This window comes from Amycolatopsis sp. NPDC052450 (genome assembly GCF_044547565.1).
In the GTDB taxonomy this organism is placed as follows: domain Bacteria; phylum Actinomycetota; class Actinomycetes; order Mycobacteriales; family Pseudonocardiaceae; genus Amycolatopsis.
Genome location: NZ_JBIUAQ010000024.1, coordinates 1 through 14,427, shown reverse-complemented (window position 1 = coordinate 14,427; position 14,427 = coordinate 1). Strand labels below are relative to the sequence as shown.

The following is a 14,427-nucleotide window of genomic DNA, read 5'->3' as shown; positions in this document are numbered from 1 at the left end:
TGTACGGATCGGCCGAACAGCACAGCCGGAATCGTGAGCTGGACGTGTCGCTCGGATCGGATTTACCGTCGGAACATGGCTGCTCCCCACACCGACCTGTCCACCGCCGACCGTTTCTGGGCCGACGCCGACCGGCACCTCGTGCGCTACGCCGGGGCCGGCGACTTCACCCGCGAGATCATCGACCACGCCGCCGGGAGCTACCTGTTCACCGAGTCCGGGCGGCGGATCCTCGACTTCACCTCCGGGCAGATGAGCGCGATCCTCGGGCATTCGCATCCCGAGATCGTCGAGACCGTGCGGCGGCAGATCGGCTCGCTCGACCACCTGTTCAGCGGGATGCTGAGCCGCCCCGTCGTCGACCTCGCGCGGCGGCTGGCCGAGACTTTGCCGTCACCGCTGGAAAAGGCGTTGTTGCTGACCACCGGGGCGGAGTCGAACGAGGCCGCGATCCGGATGGCGAAACTGGTGACGGGCAACCACGAGATCGTCTCGTTCGCCAGGTCGTGGCACGGGATGACGCACGCGGCGGCCAGCGCGACCTACAGCGCGGGCCGCAAGGGTTACGGCCCGTCCGCGCCCGGCAACTTCGCCATCCCCGCGCCGAATTCCTATCGGCCCGACTTCCTCACCCCGGACGGGGAACCGGACTGGAAGCGGCAGCTGGACTTCGGCTTCGAGATGATCGACGCCCAGTCCGTCGGCAGCCTCGCGGCGTGCGTCGTCGAACCGATCCTCAGCTCGGGTGGGATCATCGAGCCGCCTGTGGGTTATTTCGCCGCACTGCAAGAAAAGTGCCGCGAACGCGGGATGCTGCTGATCCTCGACGAAGCACAGACCGGCCTGTGCCGCACGGGAAACTGGTACGCCTTCGAGCGCGACGGCGTCGTCCCCGACATCCTCACGCTGTCCAAAACGCTCGGCGCGGGACTCCCGCTCGCGGCGGTCATCACGAGCGCCGAAATCGAGCAGGAAGCGCATGACCGCGGCTACCTGTTCTTCACCACGCACGTCGCGGACCCACTGGTGGCGGCCGTCGGGAACACCGTGCTCGACGTCCTCACCCGCGACCGCCTCGACGAACGCGCCACCGAACTGGGTGCCTTCCTCCGCCGCGGCCTCGACGACCTCGCCACCCGCCACGCGGTCGTCGGCGACATCCGCGGCCGCGGCCTGCTGGTCGGCGTGGAACTCGTCGTGGACCGCGCCACCAAGCAAAGCTCCGACGAACTGGGCGCCCTGGTCACCCGGCGCTGTCTCGAACTGGGGCTGCACATGAACATCGTGCAGCTGCCGGGAATGGGCGGGGTCTTCCGGATCGCTCCCCCGCTGACCGCGACCGAGGACGAACTGGCGGAAGGGCTGGGGATCCTGGACAAGGCGATCGGTGACGCCGGCGCCTGAAGTACATGAAGGACCCCTTCCTGTACCTAGGCGCAAGGAAGGGGTCCTTCATGTACATGGGGAAGGTGTGAAGGTCGAGTTTCCTCGGCTGAGCCGAGGGAAGGAGTCCTTCACGCGCCGCTCAAGGCGGTTTCGCGTGACCGAGTGGACGACACGCGTGATCCGACGGACGACACGCGGCCGCGTTCCGCCGCGAGTCGTCCGCCCTATCACGCGTGTCGTCCATCCAGACACGCGAGTCGTCCATCCGGACACGCGAAAGCGTCGGCCGCTATGCCCGGAACTCGCGAAGCAACCGAGCCACCTCGCCTGGCCGCTCCAAGAACGGCGAGTGCCCGGCGCCCTCGACGACCTCCACACGAGCCCCGACCGCCGAGTACCGGGCGAAAGTCTTTTCACAGTCGTAAAAACGGTCCCGCCGCCCGAGAATCACCAGACACGGCAAGCCCAAGGCCGCCACTTGCGCATCGAGAGGACGAAACGCGAGCAGTCGCGCGCGTTCCCCGAGCACCACCCGGGCCATCGCCGGCGCGGTGACGGCGTGATCGGCCAACTCCCGCAAGGGATCGTCGAACCAGCTCACCCGCCGGAACCGCGACGCGAACCGGATCCACCGCCGATGGGCGACAAGTCGCACGACAGCACTGACCATCGGCAGCAACACCGAACTGCCCGGCGGGAAGGACGCGTAGCTGTAGTCCGGCGCCTGCCCGATCAACACCAAGGAACCGGCTCGCGGAGAGATCGCGGCCAGCGCCAAGGCGACGTCCGCACCGAAGGAATGACCGGCGACCAGCACGTCCTCGACGTCCAGCGCGTCGAGAACGGCGGCCACCATGCGTGCCTGCGACGCCGCCTCGAAACCCGAAGAACCACCGGTGCATCCGTGTCCCAGCAGATCCACCCGGATCACCCGATGTCGCGCGGCCAGGCCGAGGGTGAGCCTGTCGAACCAGTGCACCGACCCGCAATACCCGTGCAGCAACAGGATCGGCGGCCCGGCACCGTCCTGGCGGACATGGACGGCGACACCGTTCACGTCGAGGAGGTCTCCGATGGGGAAACGAGGCACACCTCAACGTAACTCAGACCGGCGCGCTCACCTTGCCGCGGGACAACAGGAAGGCCGCAATCCCGGCGGGGAGGAACATGAGCACGCCGTAGATCCCGGCCGGTACGGCCATCGCCTTGTCACCGAGCACGGAGATCGCGACGGCGATGGCGAGTGTGGCGTTGTGGACACCGATCTCCATGGCGGACGCGATCGACTGCCCGCGGTCCACCCGGAACAGCCGCGGCACGTAGTACCCGATCGCGAGACTCAGCACGGAGAGCGCCAGCGCCACCGGTCCGAGCGTCCAGATGTTGTCGACCAGCGTCCGGAACTCCTGTGCGATCGCCGCCGCGATCACCAGGACGAGCACCACGGCGGAGCCGATCTTGACCGGTTTGCGCATCCGCTCGGCCCAGTCGGTGAACCGGTGCCGCACCGCCATCCCGATCACGACCGGGATCAGCACGATCGCGAACACCTGCACGAACTTCGCGGGCTGGAGCCCGACGGAGGCGCTGCCGTCGAGGAATTCGGCCATCGACAGGCCGACGACCAGCGGCAGGGTGAACACGGCCAGCACGGAGTTGATCGCCGTGAGTGTGACGTTGAGGGCGACGTCGCCGCCGGCGAGGTGACTGAACAGGTTCGCCGACGTCCCGCCGGGTGAGGCGACGAGCAGCATCATGCCGACCGCGAGCACACCGCCGAGCCCGAACAGCATGATGAGGCCGACACAGATCACCGGCAGCACGATCATCTGGCACACCAGCGCGATGACGGCGGCCTTCGGGTACTTCAGCACGCGCGTGAAGTCGCCGACGGTCAGGGTCAGCCCCAACCCGAACATGACCAGCGCCAGCGCTATCGGCAGGAGAATGGAAAACATCGCCGAACCCATCGAGGGGCCTCCGTCCGATATGCCCTTTTCAGATCGGCAATCGTGTCAAGCGGCGTGAACCGGGTCAAGGCACCGACACCCAGCCGTGACCCTGCCCGATCGGCCCCGTAAGAGTTCGGTAACCGCCCGAACCGGGCGATCCGGACGGTTCACACGGTTGAATGTCCCCATGAAACGCAAGCGGGTGCTCGCCGTCGTGGCGGCCGGACTGGTGGTGGCGGTGGCCGCGGGCCTCTACTGGTTCCAGCCGTGGAAGCTCTGGGTGAACGAGACGGTCCAGGAGGCGCTGCCCGTCGCCGAAACCACAGCCCAGCCCACGACCCAAGCCACCGGAAGTGCCACACCCGCGCCGAAAGAGCCCGCGGTCGTGGCAACCGGCGCACTGATCAGCCACGAGCACACGACCAGCGGCGACGTCCGGATCCTGCGCGCGGCCGACGGATCACTGGTGCTGCGCCTGGAGAACCTCGACACGAGCAACGGACCGGACCTGCGGGTCTGGCTCACCGACGCGCCGGTCATCCCCGGCAAGGGCGGCTGGTTCGTGTTCGACGACGGCGCGTACGTGAGCGCCGGGAAACTCAAGGGCAACAAGGGAAGCCAGAACTACACGCTGCCGGCGGGCACCGATCTGGCGCGGTATTCGAGCGTGACCATCTGGTGCGAACGGTTCAGCGTTTCCTTCGGCGCGGCCGAACTGAAGAAGGTTTAGGCGAGCCGGTCCACGGCGTACTCCATCTCCGCGCGGACGGCCCGCAGATCGATGCCGCCGGGATCGATGATCGCCGCCACGGCGATCCCGCGCAGCTGCCCCACGAGCGCCGCCGCGTACGCGTCGGGATCGCGGACGCCGCCGATGGAGCCGTCCGCGAGCCCGGCGGCGACGGTCTGCGCGATGGCGAACCGGTACCGGCGATCGGCTTCGGTCATCGCCGACCGCACCGCGGGATCGCCCACGGTCGCGTCCGTCCACAGCACCACGAAGGCCCGGTTCAGCGGCGGCATGTCGGTGAGCAGCTCGAAGAAGATGTCCAGCAGTGCCCGCAACATGTCCATCGGACTCGGCGTCAGCCCACCGGTCCGGGTGGCGACGGCGGCGCTGAAGACGTCGGCGAACTTCTCCGCCGCGAACTCGACGAGCCGCTGGACCAGCGTCTCCTTCGAGCCGAACAACTGGTAGACGACGCCGCTGGGATAGCCCGTCCTGGCGCAGATCATGCCGATCTTGAGCCGGGCGAAACCTGCCTCGCCGATGAGGCGGGCGGCGGTGTCGAGAATCCGGGTCCGTGCGATCTCCTGGTCACGCTGGACCTGGCGCTCCTCCGCAGACGAGTCCACGCCGCGATCCTCCCATGACTTCCGGTTCGTCACCCGTCGACGCGGCGTTACGATCCGGACATGAGGATCGCCTTCGCCGCCGACGACCGCAACGCCACCACCGACGCCGTCCAGGCGTATCTCGCCGAGGCGGGGCACGAGGTGTTCCGCCCGGCGGCGTCGGACGTCTGGCCGGAACTCGGCGCGGCGGTCGGCAGGGCGGTCGTGGCAGGCGAGGCCGATTTCGGCGTGGTGATGTGCTGGACCGGGACAGGTACGGCCATCGCGGCCAACAAGGTCCCCGGGGTCCGCGCGGCGCTGGCCTGGGACACCTGGATCGCCGCCGGCGCGCGCAAGTGGAACGACGCCAACGTGCTGGCGCTGAGCCTCAAGCGGCTGGCCCCCGACGTGGCCGTCGAAATCACCGAGGTGTTCCTTTCCGGCGTCCTGCCCGACCCCGACGAATCCGCGAATATCGCCAGGCTCGGCGAAATGGACGAATTCCGCCGCTGAACGGCACCGAACCAGTGAACGGTTAACGCTGTCGAACGTATTAGGCCGTTCGCAGGAAAATCACCACTCTACGTAGTGACGCTTCCCATATTGGTCCAGACCACGTACCGTCTCCCGCAACAAAGCGTTTCCGCATGGAGGTGGTCGATGAAGACGCATCCCCGCCTGCCCGGCTCCGGCCGCGGCAACGCGATGTCGCCGATTTCCCTTTGACGAAATCATCTCCAAGATCATTTCCCTGCACCGGGTTGTAAGGAGTGAAATGTCGAGAAAAAGATGGCATCTGGTCGGCCTGTTCACGGCCGTGGCGGCGCTGGCGGTCGGTCTGGTGACCGTGCCGGCGAACGCGGCCGGTGGCGTCGGAGCCACCCTGACCAAGGGCTCGGACTGGGGCTCCGGCTGGGAGGGCAAATACACGATCACCAATAACTCGGGATCGAGCCTGACCAACTGGACCCTCGAGTTCGACCTCGCGGCGGGCCACTCGATCGCCTCGCTGTGGGACGGCAGCTACACCGTCTCCGGCCAGCACGTGACCGTCAAGAACACTTGGAACGGCAACCTTTCCAACGGCGGTTCCACCAGCTTCGGCTTCAACGTCAAGTACTCCGGGGGCTACGTCGCCCCGGCGAACTGCAAGATCAACGGCGGCTCCTGCGACCCGGGTGGCGGCAACCCGACCACGACGCCGACCACACCGACCACCACGACGTCCAATCCCCCGACGTCGACGAGCACGAGCAACCCGCCGACCACCACGACTTCGAACCCGAACCCGGGCGCGAAGAAGAACCTCGGCTACTTCGTGCAGTGGGGCGTCTACGGCCGCAACTATCACGTGAAGAACATTCACACTTCCGGTTCCGCGGCGAAGCTGACGCATATCAACTACGCGTTCGGCAACGTCACCAACGGTTCCTGCTCGGCGAATGACGACACCTACGCCGACTACGACAAGTTCTACGACGCCGGGTCCAGTGTGGACGGTGTCGCGGACTCGTGGGACGCGGGCTCGCTGCGCGGGAACTTCAACCAGCTGCGCAAGCTGAAGAAGATGTACCCGGGCCTGAAGGTGCTGTGGTCGTTCGGCGGCTGGACCTGGTCCGGCGGCTTCGGCCAGGCTTCGAAGAACCCGGCCGCGTTCGCGGAATCCTGCTACAAGCTGATCAAGGACCCGCGGTGGGCCGACGTCTTCGACGGCATCGACATCGACTGGGAGTACCCGAACGCCTGTGGTCTCACCTGTGACACCAGCGGTCCCGCCGCGATCAAGAACGTGGCACAGGCGCTGCGCACCAAGTTCGGTTCCTCGTTCCTGGTCACCGCCGCGATCACCGCGGACGCCAGCAGCGGCGGCAAGCTCGACGTCGCCGACTACGGCCCCGCGTCGGCGTACTTCGACTGGTACAACGTCATGACGTACGACTTCTTCGGCGCTTGGGCGGCGCAGGGCCCGACGGCCCCGCACTCGCCGCTGACCTCGTACCCGGGCATCCCGCAGCAGGGCTTCAACTCCGACGACGCCATCCAGAAGCTCAAGGCCAAGGGCGTCCCGGCGAACAAACTGTTGCTGGGTATCGGTTTCTACGGCCGAGGCTGGACCGGTGTCACGCAGGACACGCCGGGCGGCACCGCGACCGGAGCGGCACCGGGCACCTACGAGGCGGGCATCGAGGACTACAAGATCCTCAAGAACAGCTGCCCGTCGACCGGCACGATCGCGGGCACCGCGTACGCGAAGTGCGGCAACAACTGGTGGAGCTACGACACTCCCGCGACCATCAACGGAAAGATGGGCTGGACCAAGAACCAGGGTCTCGGCGGCGCGTTCTTCTGGGAACTCAGTGGTGACACCTCCAACGGTGAACTCGTCTCGGCCATGCGCAACGGCCTGAACTGAGAGGTTTGACAGTGGGCAAGCGGACTTGGATCCAGGCCGTCGGCCTGGCCGCCGCTGCCGCAACGGCCGGCGCGGTCCTCGTGATCGCGCCGGCCTCCGCGGCCGGCGGCGTCGGCGCCGCCTTCAGCAAGGGCTCCGATTGGGGCTCCGGCTGGGAGGGCAAGTACACGATCAGCAACAACTCCGGATCGGGCCTGCCCACCTGGACGGTCGAATTCGACCTCCCCGCGGGGCACTCGATCGCGTCGCTGTGGGACGGCAGCTACTCGGTCTCCGGACAGCACGTGACGGTGAAGAACACCTGGAACGGCAACCTTTCCAACGGCGGTTCCACCAGCTTCGGCTTCAACGTCAAGTACTCCGGGGGCTACGTCGCCCCGGCGAACTGCAAGATCAACGGTGGTTCCTGCGATCCGGGCGGCGGCGGTCCGACCACGACGCCGACCACGCCGACCACCACGACCACGACCTCTCCGACGACGACCACGAGCACCCCGCCGCCGCCCGGCGGCCGTGGCGCGCCGTATCTGTACATGGGCTGGGGCAGCCCGCCGAACCCGCAGACGGTCATGAACGCGACCGGGATCAAGTGGTTCACGATGGCGTTCATCCTGTCGTCCGGTGGCTGCAATCCCGCTTGGGACGGCAGCCGCCCGCTGCAGGGCGGCGTCGACGCGAACGCGATCGCGCAGATCAAGGCCGCGGGCGGGCAGATCGTGCCGTCCTTCGGCGGGTGGAGCGGCAACAAGCTCGGCCCGAACTGCTCGACGCCGGAAGCGCTCGCCGGTGCCTACCAGAAGGTGATCGACGCCTACGCGCTCAAGGCGATCGACATCGACATCGAGAACACCGACGAGTTCGAGAACGCGGTGGTGCAGGACCGCGTCCTGAACGCGCTGAAGATCGTGAAGGCGAACAACCCCGGTATCCAGACCATTCTCACCTTCGGCACGACGACCAGCGGCCCGAACTCCTGGGGCAACCGGCTCATCGACCAGTCGAAGGCGCTGAACGCCGGGATCGACGTCTACACGATCATGCCGTTCGACTTCGGTGGTGGCGCGGACATGTACGGCAACACCATCAAGGCCGCGAACGGCCTGCGCGACAAGCTGAAGTCGACCTTCGGGTGGAACGACGCCACGGCGTACAGCCACCTCGGCATCAGCGGCATGAACGGTCTTTCGGACCAGCGGGAACTGACGAGTCTCGACACCTGGACCCGGATCACCGACTGGTCCAAGACCAACAAGATCGCCAGGCTCGCGTTCTGGTCGACCAACCGTGACCGTGGCTGTCCCAACGGCGGGGTGGCCGAGAACTGCAGTGGCATCGCTCAGAACGACTGGGACTTCACGCGGATCACCGCGGCCTTCTGACGTCCCCTTGAACTGCGGGCCCGCACCGATGCTGCACGGTGCGGGCCCGCTCCTTTCTCCCGCAATTCGCCATCTACTCGCGATGGATGCATGCGCAAGGACCGCATCCAGAGGACTAATTGCGCGGTGGGCAGTCGCCCGCAAGCCGGAGTACGTGAAGGACCCCTTCCTTGCGCCTAAGTACAGGAAGGGGTCCTTCACGGACCTGCGGCAAGTAGTCACCTACTTGCGAAGAGGACCGCGAGCCGTCAGGGCAGGGCGTTCAGGAACGGTTCGTGAGCGTTCTGGAACTCCCAGCCGTAGTACCGGTCCCAGTTGATCGACCACGTCATCAGCCCGCGCAACGCCGGCGAGGCGCCGCCACGCAAGGAATACGACCCGCAGCCGGAATTCTTCACGAGGCAGTTCAGCGCCGAATGCACCGCGGCCGGCGCGGTGTGCCCGTTGCCCGCGCTCACCGCGGCCGGCAGGCCGAACGCGATCTGGTCCTCACGCAGCCCGGGGAACCGGAATCCGGTCGAGGACACGGTGAAGCCCGCCTTGATCATGTCGGTCATCGCGATGTGGAAGTCCGCGCCGCCCATGAAGTGGTACTGGTTGTCCAGGCCCATCACCGGCCCGGAGTTGTAGTCCTGGACGTGCAAGACGGTCAGCGCGTCCCGCATCGCGTGGATCACCGGCAGGTACGAACCGGTCCGGTTGTCGGCGCCGCCGAGGCCGCCGTAGTACTGGTAGCCGGTCTGCACGAAGAACGTCTCGGGCGCCATCGTGAGCACGAATCCCGCTCCGTACTTGCCTTTCAGCGTCTTCAGCGCCGAAATGAGGTTGACGATCACCGGCGTGGTCGGGTTGCGGAAGTCGTTGTCGCCGGAGTTGAGGTACAGCGAGTGGCCCTCGAAGTCGATGTCGAGCCCGTTCAGCCCGTACCGGTCGATGATCGCGGAGACCGAGCTGACGAAAGCGTCACGCGCCGCGGTCGTGGTCAGCTGGACCTGGCCGTTCTGGCCACCGATGGAGATCAGCACCTTCTTGCCCTGCGCCTGCTTCGCGCGGATCGCGGCGATGAAGTCCGCGTCGCTTTCCACGGCCGGGCATTCCGCCACCGGGCACCGCGTGAAGCGGATGTCGCCGGAAGTCACCGAAGTCGGCTCGCCGAAGGCCAGGTTGATGATGTCCCACGCCGCCGGGACGTCGGCCATCCGCGTGTAACCGGAGCCGTTGGCGAAGCTCGCGTGCAGGTAGCCGATCAGCGCGTGCTTCGGCAGGCCGGTGTCGACGCAGCCGGAAGTCGTGGCGCTCGCGTCCGTGGTCTTCGGTGACTCGCCCGTGCTGTTGTACGCGGCCACCGAGTAGTTGTGCGAGGAACAGGCCGTCAGCCCCGAGATCGTCGCCGAAGTCCCGGTCACCGTCGCGACCACGGTCCCGCCTTCGTAAACGCGGTAGCCGGTCACCGTGCCCGCCGAGGCACCCCACGACAGTGCGATCGACGAGTTCGTCACCGTGCCCACGGCCGGGTTCCCCGGCGTCGGCGGCGCGCCGGGGGTGCCACCGCCGGGCCCGTCGAGGCTGATGTCGTCCGCGTAGAAGGTGCCCGACCCGTACCAGCCGTGGACGTACACCTCGGCCGTCGTCTGCGTGGCCGACGTCGTGAACGAGAGCGACAGCTGTGTGTACGAGGTCGCCGCCGTCCAGGTCGACGGCCCGCCCGTGACCCCGAGGTACACCGGGTTCCCGTTCACCCAGGCGGAAACCGCGTAGGTCGTGTTCGGCCGGACGGATACCGTCTGTGCGCATTTCCCGGTCGTCGAGCCGGGCGTGACCGAAACGGCGTAACCGCCCGAACGGACCGGGGTGCTCACGGCCGCGCCCGCCGCGCAGGACCAGCCGGAAGTCGAGCCCGCCTCGAAGCCGGGGTTGAGGAGCAGGTTGGCCGCGTTCGCGGTGCCGCCGCCGGTGATCAGGCCGGTGAAGGTGAGCACCAAAACGGCCAGAAAGGCCAAGGATCTGGAACGCCTCATCGCGATTCCTCCGTGAAAGGGCGGCCTGCCGCCGCGCTGGGCTAATTGTCTAGACCAATCTGGCGAAAGTCCATACCCCGCGGACACCAGGGCCTAAAGACCCGACTACTCCGGGCTGCTGTACCGGTGTGACGCGCGAGCGCGCTCCGTAACGTCGGAAGGGCCAAAGAGGGCTGGGGGCTTTCGGGAGGTGGGGACCATGGGAACGCACAGGCACATGCCGAGAACGGCCCATCCGGCGTGATGACCGTGTCGGAAGCCGTGCGCCCGGTGTACCAGCCCCGGCCGGGAGAGCCGGACGGCGAACTGATCCGCGCGGCGATCAGTGGTGACCGGCGGGCCGTGGGAAGCCTGCTGACGCTTCTCCGGCCGATCGTGTTCCGCTACTGCGCGGGCAGGCTGGGCGGGGCGACGCGCGGCATCGCCAACGCCGAAGACTGCGCGCAGGAGGTCCTCATGGCCGTCCTCGTCGCCTTGCCGCGCTACAACTACCAGGACACCAGCTTCCTGCCGTACGTCTTCGGGATCGCCTCGCACAAGGTCGCCGACGTCCGCCGGAACCTCGCCCGCGACCCGTCCGCGCCGGTGCCCGATCCGGAGCCCGAACAGGACGGTCCCTGGAACCCGACGTTCGAAGAGGTCGAGAAGGCGGACCGCGGCCGCCGGTTGTCGCGGCTGTTCAAGTTCCTTTCGGCGAGGCAGCGCGACGTGCTGGTGCTGCGCGTGATCCACGGGTTCAGCGCCGAGGAGACCGCCGTCGCGCTGGGCATGGCGAGCGCGGGCGCCGTCCGCGTCACCCAGCACCGGGCGCTCAACGAACTTCGCCGGGTGCTGCGCGACGATCCCGATTTCGCCGGCGAGTTCACGATCTTCTAGACGATGGGCTTACGACGTTGGGTGGCGTAGACGGCCGCGGCGGTACGGCGTTCGAAACCGAGCTTGTGCAGCAAGGACGACACGTAGTTCTTGACCGTCTTCTCCGCCAGGTACAGCTTTTCCGCGATCTGGCGGTTGGTCAGCCCGTCGGCGATGTGGTCGAGCACCCGCCGCTCCTGCGGGCTCAGCTGTTCGTAACGCGGGTCCGGGGCGTCGCTCTCGCCGCGCAGCCGGTTCATCACCGACGCCGTCAGCGTGCTGTCCAGGAGCGATCCTCCTGCGGCGACGGTGCGGACGGCCTTGACGAGCGCACTGCCGGAGACCTGTTTGAGCATGTACCCGGCCGCGCCCGCCATGATCGCGCCGAACAACGCGTCGTCGTCCGAATAGGACGTCAGCATCAGGCAGGCGGGCGGCGGTTCGATGGACGCCCGGATCTCCCGGCAGACGCTGACCCCCTCGCCGTCCGGAAGCCGCACGTCGAGCACCGCGACCTGCGGTTTGACCGCGGGGATCCGCACGTAGGCCTCGGTGGCCGTGGACGCCTCGCCGACCACCGTGAGATCGTCTTCCGCCTCGAAGACGGTCTTCAGCCCGGTGCGGACGAGTTCGTGATCGTCCAGCAGGAACACCGAAATCGTCATCCCACACTCCCCTGTCGGGCCGGCAGTTCCACCGACCAGTCGAGCCTCGTCCCGCCTTCCGGCCTCGCTTCGACGGCGAAGGCGCCGTTCCAGCGGGCCGCGCGTTCGGCGAGGTTCGCCACGCCACTGCGATGGCCGGGTTGGGCGGGCATGCCGACGCCGTCGTCCACCACCGAAAGTTCCAGCCGCCGCCCGTCGCGATCGACCGAGACGTCGACCGACACCGCCGTCGCCGCCGCGTGTCTGACCACATTGGACAGTGCTTCCCGCAGGGTCGCGATGAGGTCCGAGCGGACCGTGTCCGGCACGGCCGAGTCGAGCGGCCCGTCGAAGCCGACCCTTGGCTCCGACACGCAGCCCGCGTCGAGCGCGACGCGCAGCAACTCCGATCGGAGGCTGCCCTGCGCCTCGGCCGGTTCCTGCAGCGAAAAGATGCTGTTGCGGATCTCGCGGATCGTGCGGTCGATCTCGTGCGCGAAACCGGCCACACGGTCGGAGACAGCGGCCTCGCCTGTCAGCCTGCTGAGCCCCTCCAAGCCGAGCCCGATCGCGAACAGCCGCTGGATCACCAGGTCGTGCAGGTCGCGGGCGATCCGGTCGCGGTCCTCGAAGACGGCGAGCCGCTGCCTGTCCTGCTGCGCGCGGGCGAATTCGACGGCGAGCGCGGCGTGCGCGGCGAAGGTCTCGGCGAGCTGCACGTCGTAGGCGGAGAACGGGGTCTTGTCGCGGAACTTCGCTATCAGCAGGACGCCGAGCTTCTCCTCGCCGACGATCAGCGGGACGGCGACCGTGGAATCGAGGTCCTTGATCATCGCGGGCATCGTGACGCCGCGTCCGCCCTGGTGCTCGATCACCTTGTCGCCGTACTCCCGGACCACGACCGGTTTGCCGCTCGTGTACGCCAGCCCGGTCGCGGTGCCCTCGGTCGGCACGGTGACCCCGGCGATCCGGTCGGCGTCCGGCCCCGGCGGCTCGACGATCTCGAAGACCAGCATCCCGTCGCCGCGCGGACGGGCGACCGCCCCCGCCGAACCGCCGGCGACGACGCGGGCGCGCTCGGCGATCAGGCGCAGGGTCGCGGTCAGATCCTGGTCGGTCAGGAGCGCGCCGGTGACGTGATAGGACGCTTCGAGCCAGCGTTCGCGCCGCTGCACCTGCTCGAACAGCGCGGCGTTCTCGATCACCACACCGGCCGCCGCGGTGAGCGCGACGAGCAGGTCCTCTTCGGATTCGGTGAACTCTTCGCCGTCCGGTTTGCGGGCGAGGTACAGCATCCCGAAGATGCGGCCGCGCATGCGGATCGGCACCACCCGGGACTCATCCTCGGACGGCGGCCGCACCCAGGCGTCGCCGAAGCGGATGAACTCGTCGGAATCCAGCACGCTCAGCGCGCCGAACGGCGCGCCGGTCAGGTCGCAGGCGGATTCGACCAGGCGCCGCAGGACGTCGGAGAGACCGAGATCGTGGGCGATCCCCGCCACCGCGTCCAGAATCCTGGGCGCCTTGGCGTCACTCGCCGCACTCACCCGCCGCACTGGCGTCACCGTCCCGGAGTAACTCCCCGGGCAGTGGGGTCAGGAATGACAAACGCGCCCGGATCGCTCATCTGGTGCGTCGATCACGGACAGTGCTTCGTTACCGCGACCGCCGAGGATCCTCCGACCGGTGACCGACTCGACCGGGATGCGGAGGTAGCGCGCGTCCGTCTGACCAGTCCAGCAGCACAGCGGCAAGGTCTCCAGCTCGGCGATCACGATCGGATCACGCACCTCGGCGGCGCGGCCGAGGACGGTGACGAACCAACCCGTCCCGAGATCCGCGGAGAACTCGTCGACCGCGAACGCCACCACACTGTCGAGTATCCCGGCGAACAACGCGCTCTGCGACGGCGTCCGGACCACGATCGCGCCGTGGTGGAGCGCGAACCGCGCGGGCTGGATCGCCGGCAGGGCGCGGGAGGTGAACACCACCCGGCCGAGCCCGACGCCCGCGAGCAGTGACAGGCACTGCTCGCGGTCGAGCGTTTCGAGACCCAAGGAGTCGGACATCGGCATCCCCGCGTTCTCGTCGTGTACTTCGTCGAGATCCACGGTCCCCGGCTTACCGACTCGCCGGTAGGGCCGATGGACCCGGCCCGTGCGGGGGATGGCGGCGCTGGGTCACGCGGGCCGGGATGCCCGGCAAAGTCGAGGCAGGGCAGGCCTGATTCTGGACAGCGGCGGGGCTTCAGGCGGGTAGGAACACCACCTGGAGCCTCAGCACTACAGCGACAGCGCGTGAAGGCCCCCACCCTTGCGCCTAGTGTCCCGAGTCGGAAGTTCGTGTGGTAATTCGGCGTGGTGCCGGAGGATCTTGTTGTTGCTTCGCGCGGTGAAGATGCTGTCGCCTGAGGCCGTGAGCATTCCGCTGACTTCATGGTGTCGG

At 67.7% G+C, this 14,427-nt stretch carries 13 protein-coding genes; 6 read left to right on the top strand and 7 right to left on the bottom strand.

The features are described 5' to 3' along the window. The first annotated feature begins 75 nt into the window (after nt 1-75). The gene (locus tag ACIHAO_RS30695) at nt 76-1,404 is read left to right on the top strand and encodes an aspartate aminotransferase family protein (protein WP_396563684.1); all 1,329 of its coding nucleotides are present in this window, start codon (nt 76-78) and stop codon (nt 1,402-1,404) included. 271 nt (nt 1,405-1,675) lie between these two features. Here ACIHAO_RS30695 and ACIHAO_RS30690 read toward each other — a convergent pair whose 3' ends face one another. Next, on the bottom strand, nt 1,676-2,476 hold the full coding sequence (locus tag ACIHAO_RS30690) for an alpha/beta fold hydrolase (protein WP_396563682.1): 801 nt from the start codon (nt 2,474-2,476) through the stop codon (nt 1,676-1,678). A gap of 13 nt (nt 2,477-2,489) precedes the next feature. Beyond that, the gene (locus ACIHAO_RS30685) at nt 2,490-3,356 is read right to left on the bottom strand and encodes a bile acid:sodium symporter family protein (RefSeq protein ID WP_125786902.1); all 867 of its coding nucleotides are present in this window, start codon (nt 3,354-3,356) and stop codon (nt 2,490-2,492) included. Nucleotides 3,357-3,525: 169 nt separating this feature from the next. On the opposite strand from ACIHAO_RS30685, the gene ACIHAO_RS30680 reads away from it, so the two are divergent. After that, a complete protein-coding gene (locus tag ACIHAO_RS30680; protein ID WP_396563679.1) occupies nt 3,526-4,068 on the top strand; it encodes a DM13 domain-containing protein in 543 nt (180 codons plus the stop codon). On the opposite strand, the gene ACIHAO_RS30675 is transcribed toward ACIHAO_RS30680, so the two are convergent. After that, nucleotides 4,065-4,694: a TetR/AcrR family transcriptional regulator gene (locus ACIHAO_RS30675; protein WP_396563677.1), complete on the bottom strand. Its 630-nt coding sequence runs from the start codon at nt 4,692-4,694 to the stop codon at nt 4,065-4,067. The two genes, ACIHAO_RS30680 and ACIHAO_RS30675, sit on opposite strands and share 4 nt — an antisense overlap. A 60-nt stretch (nt 4,695-4,754) precedes the next feature. Here ACIHAO_RS30675 and ACIHAO_RS30670 point away from each other — a divergent pair, with 60 nt between their 5' ends. The 3 genes from ACIHAO_RS30670 (at nt 4,755) to ACIHAO_RS30660 (ending at nt 8,465) form a co-directional block, all read left to right on the top strand. Further along, on the top strand, nt 4,755-5,186 hold the full coding sequence (locus ACIHAO_RS30670) for an RpiB/LacA/LacB family sugar-phosphate isomerase (protein ID WP_396563675.1): 432 nt from the start codon (nt 4,755-4,757) through the stop codon (nt 5,184-5,186). A 262-nt stretch (nt 5,187-5,448) separates the two neighbouring features. Then, nucleotides 5,449-7,086: a glycosyl hydrolase family 18 protein gene (locus tag ACIHAO_RS30665; RefSeq protein ID WP_396563673.1), complete on the top strand. Its 1,638-nt coding sequence runs from the start codon at nt 5,449-5,451 to the stop codon at nt 7,084-7,086. A gap of 11 nt (nt 7,087-7,097) precedes the next feature. Continuing rightward, nucleotides 7,098-8,465 (top strand): cellulose binding domain-containing protein, encoded by a 1,368-nt coding sequence (locus ACIHAO_RS30660; protein WP_396563671.1) that lies wholly within the window; start codon nt 7,098-7,100, stop codon nt 8,463-8,465. Between the two features lie 248 nt (nt 8,466-8,713). On the opposite strand, the gene ACIHAO_RS30655 is transcribed toward ACIHAO_RS30660, so the two are convergent. After that, on the bottom strand, nt 8,714-10,483 hold the full coding sequence (locus tag ACIHAO_RS30655) for a chitinase (protein ID WP_396563669.1): 1,770 nt from the start codon (nt 10,481-10,483) through the stop codon (nt 8,714-8,716). 243 nt (nt 10,484-10,726) lie between these two features. On the opposite strand from ACIHAO_RS30655, the gene ACIHAO_RS30650 reads away from it, so the two are divergent. Then, nucleotides 10,727-11,359 carry a sigma-70 family RNA polymerase sigma factor gene (locus ACIHAO_RS30650; protein WP_396563667.1) on the top strand — a complete coding sequence of 211 codons (633 nt, stop codon included), beginning with the start codon at nt 10,727-10,729 and terminating at the stop codon, nt 11,357-11,359. On the opposite strand, the gene ACIHAO_RS30645 is transcribed toward ACIHAO_RS30650, so the two are convergent. The 3 genes from ACIHAO_RS30645 to ACIHAO_RS30635 are packed head-to-tail and all read right to left on the bottom strand — an operon-like array spanning nt 11,356 to nt 14,057. Next, entirely contained in the window at nt 11,356-12,003 is a 648-nt protein-coding gene (locus ACIHAO_RS30645) for a response regulator (protein WP_396563665.1), read from the bottom strand. The two genes, ACIHAO_RS30650 and ACIHAO_RS30645, sit on opposite strands and share 4 nt — an antisense overlap. Continuing rightward, nucleotides 12,000-13,547, bottom strand: a complete 1,548-nt coding sequence (locus ACIHAO_RS30640) for a GAF domain-containing protein (RefSeq protein WP_396563663.1) — start codon at nt 13,545-13,547, stop codon at nt 12,000-12,002. Before ACIHAO_RS30640 ends, ACIHAO_RS30645 begins: the two co-directional genes overlap by 4 nt. 30 nt (nt 13,548-13,577) lie before the next feature. Beyond that, nucleotides 13,578-14,057, bottom strand: a complete 480-nt coding sequence (locus tag ACIHAO_RS30635) for a pyridoxamine 5'-phosphate oxidase family protein (protein ID WP_396563898.1) — start codon at nt 14,055-14,057, stop codon at nt 13,578-13,580. Nucleotides 14,058-14,427 lie beyond the last annotated feature (370 nt).

What these genes read in the sequence shown, in the direction of transcription:
- ACIHAO_RS30670 (WP_396563675.1), top strand. Translation starts at nt 4,755, where the DNA reads ATGAGGATCGCCTTCGCCGCCGACGACCGCAACGCCACCACCGACGCC.
- ACIHAO_RS30645 (WP_396563665.1), bottom strand. Translation starts at nt 12,003, where the DNA reads ATGACGATTTCGGTGTTCCTGCTGGACGATCACGAACTCGTCCGCACC.
- ACIHAO_RS30650 (WP_396563667.1), top strand. Translation starts at nt 10,727, where the DNA reads ATGACCGTGTCGGAAGCCGTGCGCCCGGTGTACCAGCCCCGGCCGGGA.
- ACIHAO_RS30655 (WP_396563669.1), bottom strand. Translation starts at nt 10,483, where the DNA reads ATGAGGCGTTCCAGATCCTTGGCCTTTCTGGCCGTTTTGGTGCTCACC.
- ACIHAO_RS30665 (WP_396563673.1), top strand. Translation starts at nt 5,449, where the DNA reads ATGTCGAGAAAAAGATGGCATCTGGTCGGCCTGTTCACGGCCGTGGCG.
- ACIHAO_RS30680 (WP_396563679.1), top strand. Translation starts at nt 3,526, where the DNA reads ATGAAACGCAAGCGGGTGCTCGCCGTCGTGGCGGCCGGACTGGTGGTG.
- ACIHAO_RS30695 (WP_396563684.1), top strand. Translation starts at nt 76, where the DNA reads ATGGCTGCTCCCCACACCGACCTGTCCACCGCCGACCGTTTCTGGGCC.
- ACIHAO_RS30685 (WP_125786902.1), bottom strand. Translation starts at nt 3,356, where the DNA reads ATGGGTTCGGCGATGTTTTCCATTCTCCTGCCGATAGCGCTGGCGCTG.
- ACIHAO_RS30635 (WP_396563898.1), bottom strand. Translation starts at nt 14,057, where the DNA reads ATGCCGATGTCCGACTCCTTGGGTCTCGAAACGCTCGACCGCGAGCAG.